General features: G+C 66.9%; 17 protein-coding genes. 15 read left to right on the forward strand and 2 right to left on the reverse strand.

Going from position 1 to position 14020, the window contains the following annotated elements; translation table 11 throughout:
* Positions 1-29: 29 nt before the first annotated feature.
* Positions 30-1376 carry an FAD-dependent oxidoreductase gene (locus P2G67_RS05435; RefSeq protein WP_275820821.1) on the reverse strand — a complete coding sequence of 449 codons (1347 nt, stop codon included), beginning with the start codon at positions 1374-1376 and terminating at the stop codon, positions 30-32.
* Positions 1377-1560: 184 nt separating this feature from the next.
* Positions 1561-2859 carry an adenosylhomocysteinase gene (gene ahcY, locus P2G67_RS05440; RefSeq protein WP_275820823.1) on the reverse strand — a complete coding sequence of 433 codons (1299 nt, stop codon included), beginning with the start codon at positions 2857-2859 and terminating at the stop codon, positions 1561-1563.
* Positions 2860-3300: 441 nt separating this feature from the next.
* On the opposite strand from ahcY, the gene P2G67_RS05445 reads away from it, so the two are divergent.
* The 15 genes from P2G67_RS05445 (at position 3301) to rlmH (ending at position 13921) form a co-directional block, all read left to right on the forward strand.
* Positions 3301-4014 (forward strand): corrinoid protein, encoded by a 714-nt coding sequence (locus tag P2G67_RS05445; RefSeq protein WP_275820825.1) that lies wholly within the window; start codon positions 3301-3303, stop codon positions 4012-4014.
* A gap of 14 nt (positions 4015-4028) precedes the next feature.
* Entirely contained in the window at positions 4029-4772 is a 744-nt protein-coding gene (locus P2G67_RS05450; protein WP_275820827.1) for a DUF1638 domain-containing protein, read from the forward strand.
* On the forward strand, positions 4760-5068 hold the full coding sequence (locus P2G67_RS05455) for a virulence factor (protein ID WP_275820829.1): 309 nt from the start codon (positions 4760-4762) through the stop codon (positions 5066-5068). Before P2G67_RS05450 ends, P2G67_RS05455 begins: the two co-directional genes overlap by 13 nt.
* 44 nt (positions 5069-5112) lie before the next feature.
* A complete protein-coding gene (locus tag P2G67_RS05460; protein ID WP_275820831.1) occupies positions 5113-6093 on the forward strand; it encodes a methylenetetrahydrofolate reductase in 981 nt (326 codons plus the stop codon).
* 113 nt (positions 6094-6206) lie between these two features.
* Positions 6207-6491, forward strand: a complete 285-nt coding sequence (locus P2G67_RS05465) for a hypothetical protein (RefSeq protein WP_275820833.1) — start codon at positions 6207-6209, stop codon at positions 6489-6491.
* Positions 6481-6954: a GNAT family N-acetyltransferase gene (locus P2G67_RS05470; RefSeq protein WP_275820835.1), complete on the forward strand. Its 474-nt coding sequence runs from the start codon at positions 6481-6483 to the stop codon at positions 6952-6954. Before P2G67_RS05465 ends, P2G67_RS05470 begins: the two co-directional genes overlap by 11 nt.
* A gap of 560 nt (positions 6955-7514) precedes the next feature.
* Positions 7515-7949: a PaaI family thioesterase gene (locus P2G67_RS05475; protein WP_275820837.1), complete on the forward strand. Its 435-nt coding sequence runs from the start codon at positions 7515-7517 to the stop codon at positions 7947-7949.
* An 89-nt stretch (positions 7950-8038) separates the two neighbouring features.
* Complete coding sequence (gene rplU / locus P2G67_RS05480; RefSeq protein ID WP_322099644.1) at positions 8039-8353, forward strand: 50S ribosomal protein L21; 315 nt, start codon at positions 8039-8041, stop codon at positions 8351-8353.
* Positions 8354-8366: 13 nt separating this feature from the next.
* The gene (rpmA, locus tag P2G67_RS05485; protein ID WP_275820839.1) at positions 8367-8642 is read left to right on the forward strand and encodes a 50S ribosomal protein L27; all 276 of its coding nucleotides are present in this window, start codon (positions 8367-8369) and stop codon (positions 8640-8642) included.
* A 94-nt stretch (positions 8643-8736) separates the two neighbouring features.
* Positions 8737-9789 (forward strand): GTPase ObgE, encoded by a 1053-nt coding sequence (gene obgE, locus P2G67_RS05490; protein ID WP_275820841.1) that lies wholly within the window; start codon positions 8737-8739, stop codon positions 9787-9789.
* Positions 9786-10928, forward strand: coding sequence for a glutamate 5-kinase (gene proB / locus P2G67_RS05495; RefSeq protein ID WP_275820843.1), 1143 nt, complete (start codon positions 9786-9788; stop codon positions 10926-10928). The genes obgE and proB overlap by 4 nt, the downstream gene beginning before the upstream one ends.
* A 10-nt stretch (positions 10929-10938) precedes the next feature.
* Entirely contained in the window at positions 10939-12222 is a 1284-nt protein-coding gene (locus P2G67_RS05500; protein WP_275820845.1) for a glutamate-5-semialdehyde dehydrogenase, read from the forward strand.
* A gap of 19 nt (positions 12223-12241) precedes the next feature.
* The gene (locus tag P2G67_RS05505; RefSeq protein WP_275820847.1) at positions 12242-12961 is read left to right on the forward strand and encodes a nicotinate-nucleotide adenylyltransferase; all 720 of its coding nucleotides are present in this window, start codon (positions 12242-12244) and stop codon (positions 12959-12961) included.
* Positions 12962-13059: 98 nt separating this feature from the next.
* Positions 13060-13398 carry a ribosome silencing factor gene (rsfS, locus tag P2G67_RS05510; protein WP_496196318.1) on the forward strand — a complete coding sequence of 113 codons (339 nt, stop codon included), beginning with the start codon at positions 13060-13062 and terminating at the stop codon, positions 13396-13398.
* Positions 13399-13450: 52 nt separating this feature from the next.
* Positions 13451-13921: a 23S rRNA (pseudouridine(1915)-N(3))-methyltransferase RlmH gene (gene rlmH / locus P2G67_RS05515; RefSeq protein WP_275820849.1), complete on the forward strand. Its 471-nt coding sequence runs from the start codon at positions 13451-13453 to the stop codon at positions 13919-13921.
* Positions 13922-14020 lie beyond the last annotated feature (99 nt).

Consider the following 14020-nt stretch of genomic DNA (forward strand, 5'->3'; position numbering starts at 1 on the left):
GGTTCAGCCCCGCAAAGAGTGCGGACTTTTCATCCCTGCTCCGCCTCCTGCGCAGCACTGCGCAGGGCGGCATAGCCGGTCAGCTTGCGACGGGGTGCAGGTGCCGTGGCTGCCGCACGTTCCGCCTCGTCGATGGCGCGCCAGCCTGTCCGGTCGACCCAGCCACGCTGTCGACCGGTCAAAATGCCATGCAGACCGACACGCCCCGGCTTCGCTTCCGCCTTGACCTCTTCCAGGATGGCCGCCGCAGCGGCGTCCCCGTCGTGCTTATTGGTGCCGATCACCCCGCTGGGCCCGCGCAGGCACCAGCCGGCGGCATAGAGCCCGGGCTCCAGGCGCGGCCCCTGCGCTCGGAAGCGACCGGACGCAGGATCGAACGCCGCCCCTTCCACGGCCTCGCCGGTGTAGCCGATGGCGGTGAGCAGCAGGCCGCAGGGCAGCTCGAAGGGCGCACCCTGGTCCACCAGCCGGCCCTCGGCATCGAAACCCGTGGGCTGGCAGCGCAGCGCCTCCACGCGTGTCTCGCCCAGAACTTCCAGCGGCCGGGTGAAAAAGCGCAGGTGCAAGCGCGCCTGTTCCGCCGGGGTCTCGGCGAAACCGCGCAGCACGCTCAGCACGCGCTCTGCCTTGCGCCGGGCGCGCTCATCCTCCACCACAGCGGCATCGTCGGGCAAGGCGTTGTCGTCGCCTCCGGCAAGGATGGCAGGCGGCCCCACCGCCAGATCCGCCAGCTCGCGCAGCTCGGCCAGAGTGAAGCGCGCCTGCAGCGGGCCCCGCCGGCCCAGCAGGGTGACCTGCGCCGGCGGCGCGGCGGCGATTGCCTCGCGGGCTGCGTCGCAGAGATCGCTGGCGGCCATCTCTTCCGAGGTCTTCAGCAAGACGCGCGCGAGGTCGAGCGCGACGTTGCCGTTGCCCACCACCACAGCCGGCCGCCCGTCCAGCAGCGGGGCCAGGTCTTCGTAATCCGGATGACCATTGTACCAGCCGACAAAGGCGGCCGAGCCATGGACGCCGGGCAGCTCCTCGCCGGGAATACCAAGCCGGCGCTCGTGCGGCGCACCGATTGCCAGCACCACGGCATCGTAGAGGCCCCGCAACTCCGCCAGATGGATGTCGCGGCCCAGTTCCACGTCGCCCCAGAAGCATAGCTCCGGCCGGTCCAGCAGCGCCTCGAAGCTGCGCTCGACCCCCTTGGTGTGCTGATGGTCCGGTGCCACGCCGCCGCGCACCAGCCCAAAGGGCGTCGGCAGGCGGTCGATCAGGTCGATCTCCACCGGAATCTCGGCGCGCAGCAGGGCATCGACCGTATAGAAGCCCGCCGGACCGGCCCCGACGACGGCCACGCGGAGCGTGGAGCGGTGAAAGCGTCTGCGCATGGCCCCAGCATGCCACGCCGCAAGGCCCGCGGTCACCACTGGATGCGCGGCAAGTCCTCAAGAGTTGAGCACCAACAAAGGGGGTAACGAAAAAGGGGAGTTCCACCTAGGCGGAACTCCCCTTCTTTTCGCGTGGCGGGCTGCGCCGCAGGACCCAAAGGGGTCCCGCAGCGCAGCATGACCTTTAGTAGCGGTAGGCGTCGTTCTTGAACGGGCCTTCCACCGGCACGCCGATGTAGTCCGCCTGCTCCTGGGTCAGCTTCGCCAGGTTGGCGCCGAGTTTCTCCAGATGCAGGGCCGCGACCTTCTCGTCCAGGTGCTTCGGCAGCACGTAGACCTGACGGTCGTAGTTGGCGTGGTTCGCCCAGAGCTCCATCTGCGCCATCACCTGGTTGGTGAAGGAGGCACTCATGACGAAGCTGGGGTGGCCGGTGGCGCAGCCCAGGTTCACCAGACGACCCTCGGCCAGCAGGATGATCTTCTTGCCGTCCGGGAACTCGATCTGGTCGACCTGTGGCTTGATGTTCTGCCACTTGAAGTTCTTCAGCCCCTCGACCTGAATCTCGTTGTCGAAGTGGCCGATGTTGCAGACGATCGCCCGGTCCTTCATCTCGCGCATGTGATCGACGGTGATCACGTCGGCGTTGCCGGTGGCGGTCACGAAGATGTCGGCGACCGGAGCGGCCTCCTCCATGGTCTTGACCTCGTAGCCTTCCATGGCGGCCTGCAGGGCACAGATCGGATCGACCTCGCTGACGATTACCCGGGCACCGGCACGGCGCAGGGACTCAGCCGAGCCCTTGCCCACATCGCCGAAGCCGGCGACCATGGCCACCTTGCCGGCCATCATCACGTCGGTGGCGCGGCGAATGCCGTCCACCAGGGACTCGCGGCAGCCGTACTTGTTGTCGAACTTGGACTTGGTGACCGAGTCATTGACGTTGATCGCCGGGGCTTTGAGCGTCCCCTTCTTCGCCATCTCGTAGAGGCGCAGCACACCGGTGGTGGTCTCTTCGGAGATGCCCTTCACGCCGTCCATGATGTCGGCGTATTCGGGCTTGTGCAGGAGACCGGTGAGGTCGCCACCGTCGTCCAGCACCATGTTCGGGACCCAGCCGTCAGGCCCGCGCACGGTCTGCTCAATGCACCACCAGTACTCTTCCTCGCTCATGCCCTTCCAGGCAAAGACGGGAACGCCGGCCTTGGCAACAGCCGCGGCGGCGTGATCCTGAGTCGAGAAGATGTTGCAGGACGACCAGCGAACCTCCGCGCCCAGCGCGGTCAGGGTCTCGATCAGAACTGCAGTCTGGATCGTCATGTGCAGGCATCCGGTAATGCGCGCTCCCGCAAGCGGGCGCGCAGAGCCGAATTCCTCGCGGGTTGCCATCAGGCCGGGCATCTCCGTCTCGGCAATTTCGATCTCCAAGCGGCCCCAGTCCGCGAGTGACAGATCCTTGACCTTGCAGTCGGTGAAGTCCGGCATGCTTATTCCTTCCGTTTCGCAGTCGCAATATGCGGCGATGGCGCAGGGTCATAACAACATGGACCGGAAGCGGCAAGCCACCGCCCCTCCGCGTCCGCCGCTGCACCCTTCTTTCCCGCCGCCGCAACGCGGGTCTCGGCCGCTGGCAATTATGGGTGTGTTTTGGCGGTCCTTCCATCATCGCCGCCGCTGCTTTTCGAGGGGCAAGTGACGCCGCAAGCACCACTCTCACGACCTTGGTCAGGCGCGGAACAGTGGTTGCCGCGGGCAGCCTCAAGAGGCGCTGCAAAAACACCGCTTAGGGGGCAGATTCCCTTGCTCTGTCGCGTTTCAACCACGATCGGTCGCCGGCACTATCGCTGGGGCGATGCTGTGGCGGGAAGTTCGGCGAAAGCGAGCCAGATTGGCACGGCTCCCTGTGGTGGAAAGCACGGACTGATCATGAGCAACGAAGACGATCTCGACCTGCGCTCTCTGGACGACGAGGAACTGGTCGCCCAGATGCACGACGACCTCTACGACGGCCTCAAGGACGAGGTCTGTGAAGGGGTCAACATCCTCCTGGAACGGGGCTGGACTCCCTACCGGGTGCTGACCGAAGCCCTGGTTGAAGGCATGCGCATCGTGGGCATCGATTTCCGCGATGGCATCCTCTTCGTGCCGGAAGTGCTGATGGCCGCCAACTCCATGAAGGCGGGCATGCACATCCTGCGCCCGCTCCTGGTGGAAACCGGGGCCCCGAAGATCGGCAAGATGGTGATCGGCACCGTCAAGGGCGACATCCACGACATCGGCAAGAACCTCGTCTCCATGATGATGGAGGGCGCGGGCTTCGAAGTGGTGGACATCGGGATCAACAACCCGGTTGAGACCTATCTCGCGGCACTGGAAGAGCATAAGCCCGACATTCTCGGTATGTCGGCCCTGCTCACCACCACCATGCCCTACATGAAGGTGGTGATCGAAACCATGAAGGATCAGGGCCTGCGCGACGACTATGTGGTGCTCGTGGGCGGCGCGCCGCTCAACGAGGCCTTCGCGGAGGCCATCGGGGCGGATGCCTACTGCCGCGACGCCGCCGTTGCGGTCGAGACCGCCAAGGACTTCATGGCCCGCCGGCACAACCTGGCAGGCCAGAAGGCCGCCACCGCCTGACCCGGGAGGCCGCCATGGCCCAGCCCGTCCATCAAAGCCCTGCCCTGCAGGCTTTAGACCCGACCAGCCTTCAACCAGCGCCAGCCTTTGCTCCGGCGCCGGCCGAGGCGGCTCCAAGCCTGATCATCGCCTGCGGTGCGGTGGCGCGGGAGATCATCGATTGCCTGCGCCTCAATGGCTGCAGCCAGCTGCGCGTCACCTGCCTGCCGGCGAGTTGGCACAATCGCCCGGAACGGATCCCTGAGGGGGTGCGTGCGAAGATCCGCGCCGCCCGGGCCCAGGGCGTGGAGCGGATCTTCGTGGCTTATGGCGACTGCGGCACGGGAGGCCTGCTGGACCGGGTGCTGGAGGAGGAAGGCGGCGAGCGGCTGCCCGGCCCCCACTGCTATGCCTTCTTCAGCGGCCAGGCGGCCTTCCAGGAGCAGGATGAGCGCGATCCCACGGCCTTTTATCTCACCGACTATCTGGTCCGACATTTCGACAGCCTGATCATCCGCGGTCTGGGGCTGGACCGCTATCCCGAACTGCTGGCCGACTACTTCGGCAACTACAGCCGCCTGGTCTATCTGGCCCAGACTCCGGATCCGGCGCTGGCGTCGCGCGCCGAGGACGCCGCCGCCCGCCTGGGCCTGGCCTACGAATATCGCTTCACCGGCCTCGGCGAACTAGGCGACTTCGTAGCCCGTGCCGCCGCCACGCCGCAGGAGGCTGATCCTGACCGCGAGAAGCTTGGGAGCGTCGCCGCATGGCCCAAATGACCATTCTCTACTGGCGCGACATCCCGGCCCAGGTCGTGGTGAAGGCCGGGCGCAAGACCGCCAAGCAGGTGCTGAGCGAACGCTTCGAGACAGCCATTGACCGCGCCGCCATGAAGGCGAAGCTGCGTGATACCGACAGCTATCTTGCCCACTGGCGCAAGGGCGCACCTCAGGCCTGCGCCGACGATCTCGAAAGCGTCGCTGCCGAGACAGCGGCGCGCCTGGAGCAGGACTACGACGAGGCCCGGCTCGCCCGACTGGTCGCCCAAGGCGGCGCAGAGGACGATGCGGCCTGACACCATTGCACCTCCACCCCTCCAGTCAGCGAGGAACCCACGCCATGAGCCTGCCGGAAATGCACCACGTACCGGAGCCCCGCTATCTGCCGGAGATCCACGACGTGGGTGAGGGCGACAGCGAGATCAAACGCCAGATCAGCGCCTTCATGCGCGGCTTCACCGTGGAGACGACACCAGGGACCGCAGCCAAGACCCCGGACTATCGCGCGCCGCTGTACCCGGGAACCAAGGTGGCCGTTACCTTCTTGCCCGGCTCGGATTTCGCCGACACGCTGGCCACCGCCAAGCGGCTGCGCGCCGAGGGTTTCGAGCCGCTGCCGCACCTGGCAGCCCGCTCCTTCCCCAGCACCCCGGCCTTCGAGGAGGGCGTGGCCCGCCTGGTGGAGGAAGCCGGGGTCGAGGAGGTGATCGTGCTGGCGGGCGCTGTGCCCACGCCACTGGGCCCCTTCGACAGCTCCCTGGCCTTGCTGGAGACCGGCGTGCTGGACCACTACGGCATCCGCCGCATCGGCGTGGCGGGACACCCCGAGGGCAGCCCCGACATACGGGACGAGGACGTCGCCGCGGCTCTGGCCTGGAAGAACGCCTTTGCCGCGCGCAGCGATGCCGAGCTCTACATCGTCACCCAGTTCTGCTTCGAGGCGGCGCCGATCATCGCCTGGGATCGGCGCATCCGTGCCGAAGGCAATCGCCTGCCGATTCGCATTGGTCTGCCAGGACTGGCCACGCTGAAAACCCTGCTCAACCACGCGCGCAACTGCGGCATCGGGCCCTCCATGACCTTCCTGCTCAAGCAGGCGCGCAACGTCACCAAGCTGATGACGCTCAACGCACCGGACCGACTCACAATGGAGTTGGCCCGCTATCAGGCGAGCGACCCCGACTGCGGCATCACCGGCGTGCACATGTATCCGCTGGGCGGACTGCGGAAGACCGCCGCCTGGAGCTACGCCGTGAGTGAGGGGGACTTCACGTTGAAGCCCGATGGCCAGGGTTTCACGGTGAACCGGCCGATCGACTGATCTGCGTCGCCTGTCGCGTTGCCAGCCAGGCAGGGCAGGCAATCCGGGAATACCTCCTCACTCCCCTATTGCAGTGCGGGCGCAACAGCGTCAGGCTCTGGGAGGAGGTGGAGATGCACAGTGACCACAACCGACGTCGGGCCCTCGTGGGTCTGGCTGCCGTAACCTTGGTGGGTGGCTGCGCCACGCAGCGCAGCGCCCAGGCAGAAGGGCGAGAGAAACCTGCGCGTCGTAGCGATGTTCCGCCCGACGAGTCCCAACCGGACTTGAGCGCCCTCGTAGGCAAGAGCCTCCGGGTCGTGCCCAAGGGCGGCATGATGACATCGGACTATCGGGACGACCGTCTGACAATTCTTCTGGACGAGGACGAGCGGATCGAGCGGGCCTATGTCGGATGAGATCGCGCTGCAGTTTTGTGTGCGTCCGGCCAAACCCGAAGATCTGGACGCGATAGAGACCCTGGTGAATGCCGCCTATGCGCCCTATGTGGTGCGCCTGGGCAAGGCCCCCGGCCCCATGCTGGAAGACTATGCGGGCCACATTGCAGCGGGTCAGACCCGGGTGCTGGAAACCGGCGGCGGCGCCATTGCCGGCCTGCTCGTGCTGCTGGTCGGCGAGGGGCATCTGCTGATCGACAACATCGCCGTGGATCCAGGCTTTCAGGGACGAGGTTTCGGCCGTGCCCTGCTGAAAAGCGCCGAGGACGAAGCGCGCAAACGAGGGTTGCAGGAATTGCGACTCTATACCCACGAGCTCATGACCGAGAATCAGTCGCTCTACAAGCGCCATGGCTGGGAAGAAACCGAGCGCCGCGAGGAAGCCGGATACTCCCGGGTCTATTTCCGTAAATCCTTGAGCTGACACGGCTTTCCCTCCTCTTCCCGTCGCGCAGTGACTACAGGGAAGGGCGAGGATAGATCGGTGTGTGCAACTGCGAAAGGCGACCGCCCAGCCCCCGCCGCCGGGTGGTGCGTCAGAGCGCAGAAAGGCTATGCATTCCCTGCAGTGGTGCTCTGCCGTGGCGTGCATTGTGCGGCGCAACGTTGGGGCGCATATCGCGCATTAGGGACGGCGCTGCGGCGCTCCCTGGCAGAGACCCCCTCAACCCTTATCGTGAGTGAGCGCGCACCATGAGCATCCAGCACACTTTCGGCCTCGCCGTCGTCATGGCCGCCGGCTTGCTGACGGTCCTGACCAGCCTGATCGGCTGACCCGCCAGCGGCACGGCCTGAAACAAACGACCTGAATCAAACGACCCGAATGACGAGCGGGCGGTTGCAGTGCAGCCGCCCGTTTTGCTTTTCCGCCACGCCGCGCGCGGACTGCGCGTTGACAGGCCCCGATCGGCCGGCCATAGACCAGCCGATGCACAAGAGGGGCCGGAAAAAGACGCTCGGAAAAGAGGCCCGGAAAAGAGGTAGATGTCGACGATACACGAAACCGCCATGACGCCAGAGACGGGATTACCCTACACCGGGCCCTATCAGGACCTGCTTGGCTATGACATCGCGCGCTTGGCAGACGGCCGTCCGGTTGTGCGGATGCAGGTGGAAGCGCAGCACCTCAATCAGTTCGCCATCGCCCACGGCGGTGTGGCTTTGGCCCTGCTCGATGTGGCCGGCGGCCTTGCCGTGCACGCTCGCCGTCCGGAGATGGCGGGTATGGCCACCGTCAACATGAACACTGCCTTTCTGGAAGTCGTGCAGCCCGGCCTGGTCTTCGGCATCGGCCGTATCGAACGACTGGGCGGCACCCTGGCCTATACCGCCATGGCGCTTCACGCGGGAGCGCCGGAAGGTGCCTTGCTGGCCACGGCACAGGGCGTCTACCGGATCTTCGCGGCCAAAAGCCGTTGACACTCCCCGGGCCGGGCGTATAGTTCGGCTTCCACGATCGGGCGGAACGCGCCCGGCGATATTTTTCCACGCGCGACGCAGGCAAACAGATGTACGCAGTGATCAAAACCGGCGGCAAGCAGTACAAGGTCGCCAAGAACGACGTGCTCGAGATCGAGCGCTTGCCCGGAGAGGCGGGTGCCACTCTGCAGCTCGACGAAGTGCTGCTGGTCGGCGGCGAAGACGGGGTCACCATTGGCACGCCGACGGTGGCGGGGGCCGTGGTGAATGCCGAACTGGTCGAGCAGACCCGCGGCGACAAGATCACCGTGTTTAAGAAGCGCCGTCGCAAGCACTATCGCCGCACTCAGGGCCATCGCCAGGACCTGACGCGCATCCGCATCACCGACATCGCCGTCGGCTGAGGAGAGAGACACTATGGCACAGAAAAAAGCAGGCGGTAGCTCCCGCAACGGGCGCGACTCAGCCGGTCGCCGCCTTGGCGTTAAGCTCTTCGGCGGCCAGAGCGCGACCGCCGGCAACATCATCGTGCGCCAGCGCGGCACCAAGTGGAAGCCGGGCACGGGCGTTGGCGTGGGCAAGGACCACACCATCTTCGCGCTGATCGACGGCAAGGTCGAGTTCAAGACGCGCGCCGGTGGCCGCACCCATGTTTCAGTGGTTCCCAACCCGATGAGCGAGGCCGCCGAGTAAGGCGCTTCCCACGCGAAACGGGCTGCAGAGACCCACTGCAGAGACCCAGGGGGAATGGCGCGCCATTCCCCCTTTCTCTTTTTCGGTGACGGCAATGAAGTTCCTGGACGAAGCCAAGATCTACCTACGCAGCGGCAACGGCGGTCCCGGAGCCTGCTCCTTCCGCCGGGAAAAGTACGTGGAGTTCGGCGGTCCCGACGGCGGCAATGGCGGCCGCGGCGGAGATGTAATTGCCGAGGCGGTCGATGGGCTGAACACCCTGATCGACTTCCGCTACTCTCAGCACTTCAAGGCCGAGTCCGGGCAGAATGGCGCAGGCCGGGACCGCAGCGGCGCCGCCGGCAAGCCCCTGCTGATCCGCGTGCCCGTCGGCACCCAGATCTTCGAAGACGACAAGGAAACCCTGATCGCCGACTTCACCGAGGTGGGCCAGCGCGTGGTGCTGGCGCGCGGCGGCGACGGCGGGTTCGGCAATGCCAACTACAAGTCCTCCACCAACCGCGCGCCGCGGCGTGCCGACCCCGGCTGGCCGGGGGAGGAGCGCTGGGTCTGGCTGCGCCTGAAGCTGATCGCGGACGCGGGCCTTGTCGGCCTGCCCAATGCTGGAAAGTCCACTTTCCTTTCGGCGGTCAGCCGGGCGAAGCCGAAGATCGCCAACTACCCCTTCACCACCCTGCACCCCAACCTGGGTGTTGTCCGCGCCGACGACAGCGAGTTCGTCCTGGCCGACATCCCCGGCCTGATCGAAGGCGCCTCAGCCGGCGCCGGCCTGGGCACGCGCTTCCTGGGCCACGTCGAACGCTGCCGAGTGCTGCTGCATCTGGTTGACGGCACCGCCGAAGACCCTGCGGCAGCCTATGCGACCGTGCGCGAGGAACTGCAGGCCTATGGGCATGGCCTGGCGGAAAAGCCGGAGATCGTGGCGCTCAACAAGATCGACGCCATCCCCGCCTCCGCCCTGGCCGAACGCCAAAGCGCTCTGGCCGCCGCCGCAGGCAGCGATGTCGCCCTCATCTCTGCGGTCAGCGGGCGCGGCGTGCGCGACCTGCACTTCCGCCTCCTGCAGGTGATCCGCGAGGCCCAGGCGGCAGAGGAAAGCGCGCAAGAGGACGTGCCTGGGGAGGCACCAGCGGGCAGCGAGGCATGAGCGAGCAGACGATCATTGCCGAGCAGGCTGCCCTGCTGGGCAATGCCCAGCGCGTGGTGGTCAAGATCGGCTCGGCCCTCCTGGTGGAGGAGGCCAGCGGCGCCATCCGCCATGACTGGCTGGCCAGCCTGGCGCAGGATCTAGCCGATCTGGCCGGGCAAGGGCAGGAACTGATCGTGGTCTCTTCCGGCGCCATCGCGGTGGGTCGGCGGCTGCTGGGTCTCGAGCGCCAGCGCCTCAAGCTGGAGGAGAAGCAGGCTGCGGCCGCAGCCGGGCAGATCCGCCTCGCCCACGCCTACCAGGAGGCCCTGGCGCCCCACGGCATCACCGTGGCGCAGGTGCTCCTGACCCTGGAAGACACCGAAGCCCGGCGGCGCCACCTCAACGCGCGCAACACGCTCAACACCCTGCTGAAGCACCGCGCACTGCCGGTGATCAACGAGAACGACACCGTGGCCACCAGCGAGATCCGGGTCGGGGACAATGACCGCCTGGCCGCTCGCGTGGCGGCGATGATGAACGCCGAAGCTTTGGTGCTGCTCTCGGACATCGACGGCCTCTATACCGCCGACCCCAAACGCGACCCAGCGGCCTGCCACATGCCCGTGGTCGTGCGCCTGACGCCGGAGATCGAAGCCATGGCCGGCGAGGCCCTGCCCGGCGTATCAACCGGCGGCATGATCACAAAGTTGGCCGCCGCGCGCATCGCGGTTTCCGCCGGCTGTCGTATGGCGATTGCCAATGGGACGCGACCTCACCCCTTGCGCGCCATCCTGGAGAGCGAGCGCTGCACTTGGTTCCTCTCGGATGTTGAGCCACGCGCCGCCCGCAAGTCCTGGATCGCCGGCAGCCTGAAGCCGGCGGGCTCGCTGCAGGTGGATGCCGGCGCGTTGAAGGCCTTGCGCGCCGGCCGTTCGCTGCTGCCCGCCGGGGTGCGCGCGGTCGAAGGCACCTTCCAGCGCGGGGACGCCGTTCTGGTGTGCGATGCCGAAGGCCGGGAAATCGCCCGCGGCCTCAGCGCCTACAACGCCGAGGATGCGCGTCTCATCATCGGCCACAACAGCCGCGACATCGAGGATATCCTGGGATACCGTGGCCGCGAAGAACTGATCCACCGGGATGACCTGGTGCTGACGTGAGGAAAGCGCGATGACCGTCACGCTTGCAGAAAAACCCGAAGTCGCCGCCGAGCAGATGGCCGTCCTTGGCCGCGACGCCCGCGCGGCCGCTGCCGTGCTGGCCCGCAGCTCGCTGGACCAGCGCAACAAGGCCTTGCTGGAAGGGGCGGCCGCCCTGCGTGCAGCCGAATCTCGGCTGCTCGCCGCCAATGCCGAGGATATGCGCGCCGCCGAGGCCAAAGGTCTGAGCGCCGCGCTGCTCGACCGCCTGCGTCTCGATTCCAAGCGCATCGAGGCCATGGCCCAGGGATTGGAAAGCGTCGCCGCACTGCCCGATCTCTTGGACCGCGTCCTCGCGGAATGGGAGCAGCCCAACGGCCTGCGCATTCAGCGCGTCGCCGTGCCTTTGGGCGTCATCGGCATCATCTACGAGAGCCGCCCGAATGTGACCGCTGACGCCGGTGCGCTCTGTCTCAAGGCCGGCAATGCCGCGATCCTGCGCGGCGGCTCGGAGTCCTTCCATTCCTCCGGCGCGATCCTGGAGGCCCTGCAGGCCGGCCTCGCCGCGGCAGGCCTGCCCGCCGCCTGCCTGCAGCGCCCGCCCGGCCGCGACCGGGCGCTGGTGGGCGAGATGCTGCGCGCCCATCGCTGGATTGACGTCATTGTTCCCCGAGGTGGGCGCAGCCTGATCGAACGGGTGATGCAGGAAGCGCAGGTCCCGGTTCTGGCGCACCTTGACGGCAACAACCATACCTACCTCCACCGCGCCGCCGATCCCGACAAGGCTCTGACGCTGACCCTGAACGCCAAGCTGCGCCGGCCCGGTATCTGCGGGGCTACGGAAACCCTGCTGGTCGACTCACAGGCAGCGGCACGCCTGCTGCCACCGATACTCGATCGCCTGGCGGCAGAGGGCTGCGAACTGCGCGGCGACTCGGCAGTCCAGGCGCTCGATGCGCGGGTGCTGCCCGCCGATGCGTCTGATTGGGATTGCGAGTATCTGGCCCCGGTGCTGGCGATCAAGACTGTCACCGATCTGGAAGGGGCGCTGGCGCATATCGAGAACCACGGCTCGCGCCACACCGAGTGCATCGTGACGGAAGATCCCGAGGCAGCCGCCGCCTTCCTGGAGCGGGTCGACGCCGCTATCGTCATGCACAACACCTCGACGCAGTTCGCCGACGGCGGAGAATTCGGCATGGGGGCCGAGATCGGCATCGCCACGGGGAAACTGCATGCGCGCGGTCCGGTGGGGGCGGAGCAGCTGACCAGCTACAAGTATCTGGTCCGCAGTGACGGCCGCACCCGGGCGTAAGGCAATCCGTGCCCGCCCAGTGACCCGAACCAGCCATCGCCTTCCGCCCCGCCCGACGCGGGCCGCCTTGGGCCGGGCGCTTGGCGGCCGCCTACCGCCGCGCGGTGCGCGCATCGGCCTGTTCGGCGGCTCCTTCAATCCGGCGCACGAGGGCCACAGCCATGTGGCGCGCGAAGCCCTGCGCCGCCTGGGCCTGGACGAGGTCTGGCTGCTGGTCAGCCCGCAGAACCCGCTGAAGGAGCGCGACGGCATGGCGCCCCTGGCCAAACGCCTCGCCTCGGCAAGGCATCAGGCCCGGCATCCGCGCATCCGCGCCACAGCGCTGGAAAGCCTGCTGGGGACCCAGGTCACCGCCGACACTCTCGATCAGCTCCAGCGTTGCTTTCCCGGCGTGCACTTCGTCTGGATCATGGGCGCAGACAACCTGGGGCAAATCCATCGCTGGGGGCGCTGGAGTGAAATCTTTCATCGCGTTGGCGTTGCGGTGTTTGATCGGCCTTCCTATTCTCTAGGGGCGTCGTCTGCCAAAGCGGCCCAGCGCTTTGCCGGCCAACGCCTACGATCCGCTCGCGGGCGTCTGCTGGCTCGGCGCAAGCCGCCCGTCTGGTCCTTCCTGCGCATCAAGCTGGTGGCCCAGTCGGCAACGGCGCTGAGAGCCCGCGCTCGCTCCGGCGAGCCGGCGGGGAAAGCTGGCACGGGCGCACGGAACGGCCGGGCGCCCGATCATCAAGGAGACTGATAGCCATAACCACGAAGGCCACGGCGCTGCATAGCGCCTCCCCGGCACCCGAGGGCTTCCTCGCCGCATCCGGTGCCGAGCCAGACACAGCGCGCCTCATCGAACTGATCGAGGCCTCGCTGAGTGACGACAAGGCCGAAGACATCGTCGTCATCGATCTTTCCGGCAGAAGCAGCTTCGCCGACTACATGGTGATCGCCAGCGGTCGCTCGACCCGACAAGTCGCGTCGATCGTGGAGCATCTTCGCGAACGCCTGAAGGCCGCGGGGGTGCAGGATATCGCCGTGGAAGGGCTGACCCAGGGCGACTGGGTGCTGCTGGACGCAGGCGATGCGGTCGTGCACGTCTTCCGTCCGGAGCTGCGTGAGTTCTACAATCTGGAAAAGATGTGGGGCGCACCCACCGTCCGGTCCGCGGAGGTCGAGACGCCGGCGTAAGAACGCCACAGCGCGCCGGCGCAAGAGTCGCGATTGATCGAAAGGGGGCGGCATGCGCCTGACTCTGCTCGCCGTGGGTCGTTGGCGCGCCGGCCCGCTGCAGAGCCTGTTCGACGACTATGCCCGGCGCCTGGGCAGCGGGCCTTTGGGTCCCCTGCAGCTCAAAGAGGTCGAGCTTCGTAAGCCTCTGCCGCCCGAGGCCCAGAAAGCGCGGGAGGCAGAGCTCATCTTGGCCGCCCTGCCGGCCGGCGCCCGACTCATCGCCCTAGACGAAAAGGGCCGGAGTCTTGACAGCCGCGGTTTTGCGCAATTGCTCGGGCGCTGGCGCGATGAAGGGGTGCGCGAAACTGCCCTGGCCATCGGCGGCGCAGACGGGCTCGATCCCAGCCTGCGCCGGCGCGCCGACCTCTGCCTCTCACTGGGCGCCCTCACCTGGCCGCACATGCTGGTACGCGTGCTGCTCGCCGAACAACTCTTCCGCGCCGACGCCATCCTGCAAGGCCATCCCTACCATCGGGACTGACGGGAGTTGTTACATTCTCTCGGCAAAGGTTCACAAATGCCGAGGTTTTGTAACAACCACCCAGAGCGGATCGCGTTTTGATCTGAAACGCGCAGCGTT

Origin of the sequence: Aquibaculum arenosum, assembly GCF_029222965.1 — a bacterium.
GTDB lineage: Bacteria > Pseudomonadota > Alphaproteobacteria > Kiloniellales > DSM-21159 > Aquibaculum > Aquibaculum arenosum.

What these genes read in the sequence shown, in the direction of transcription:
- P2G67_RS05435 (WP_275820821.1), bottom strand. Translation starts at nt 1,376, where the DNA reads ATGCGCAGACGCTTTCACCGCTCCACGCTCCGCGTGGCCGTCGTCGGG.
- ahcY (WP_275820823.1), bottom strand. Translation starts at nt 2,859, where the DNA reads ATGCCGGACTTCACCGACTGCAAGGTCAAGGATCTGTCACTCGCGGAC.
- P2G67_RS05445 (WP_275820825.1), top strand. Translation starts at nt 3,301, where the DNA reads ATGAGCAACGAAGACGATCTCGACCTGCGCTCTCTGGACGACGAGGAA.
- P2G67_RS05450 (WP_275820827.1), top strand. Translation starts at nt 4,029, where the DNA reads ATGGCCCAGCCCGTCCATCAAAGCCCTGCCCTGCAGGCTTTAGACCCG.
- P2G67_RS05455 (WP_275820829.1), top strand. Translation starts at nt 4,760, where the DNA reads ATGGCCCAAATGACCATTCTCTACTGGCGCGACATCCCGGCCCAGGTC.
- P2G67_RS05460 (WP_275820831.1), top strand. Translation starts at nt 5,113, where the DNA reads ATGAGCCTGCCGGAAATGCACCACGTACCGGAGCCCCGCTATCTGCCG.
- P2G67_RS05465 (WP_275820833.1), top strand. Translation starts at nt 6,207, where the DNA reads ATGCACAGTGACCACAACCGACGTCGGGCCCTCGTGGGTCTGGCTGCC.
- P2G67_RS05470 (WP_275820835.1), top strand. Translation starts at nt 6,481, where the DNA reads ATGTCGGATGAGATCGCGCTGCAGTTTTGTGTGCGTCCGGCCAAACCC.
- P2G67_RS05475 (WP_275820837.1), top strand. Translation starts at nt 7,515, where the DNA reads ATGTCGACGATACACGAAACCGCCATGACGCCAGAGACGGGATTACCC.
- rplU (WP_322099644.1), top strand. Translation starts at nt 8,039, where the DNA reads ATGTACGCAGTGATCAAAACCGGCGGCAAGCAGTACAAGGTCGCCAAG.
- rpmA (WP_275820839.1), top strand. Translation starts at nt 8,367, where the DNA reads ATGGCACAGAAAAAAGCAGGCGGTAGCTCCCGCAACGGGCGCGACTCA.
- obgE (WP_275820841.1), top strand. Translation starts at nt 8,737, where the DNA reads ATGAAGTTCCTGGACGAAGCCAAGATCTACCTACGCAGCGGCAACGGC.
- proB (WP_275820843.1), top strand. Translation starts at nt 9,786, where the DNA reads ATGAGCGAGCAGACGATCATTGCCGAGCAGGCTGCCCTGCTGGGCAAT.
- P2G67_RS05500 (WP_275820845.1), top strand. Translation starts at nt 10,939, where the DNA reads ATGACCGTCACGCTTGCAGAAAAACCCGAAGTCGCCGCCGAGCAGATG.
- rlmH (WP_275820849.1), top strand. Translation starts at nt 13,451, where the DNA reads ATGCGCCTGACTCTGCTCGCCGTGGGTCGTTGGCGCGCCGGCCCGCTG.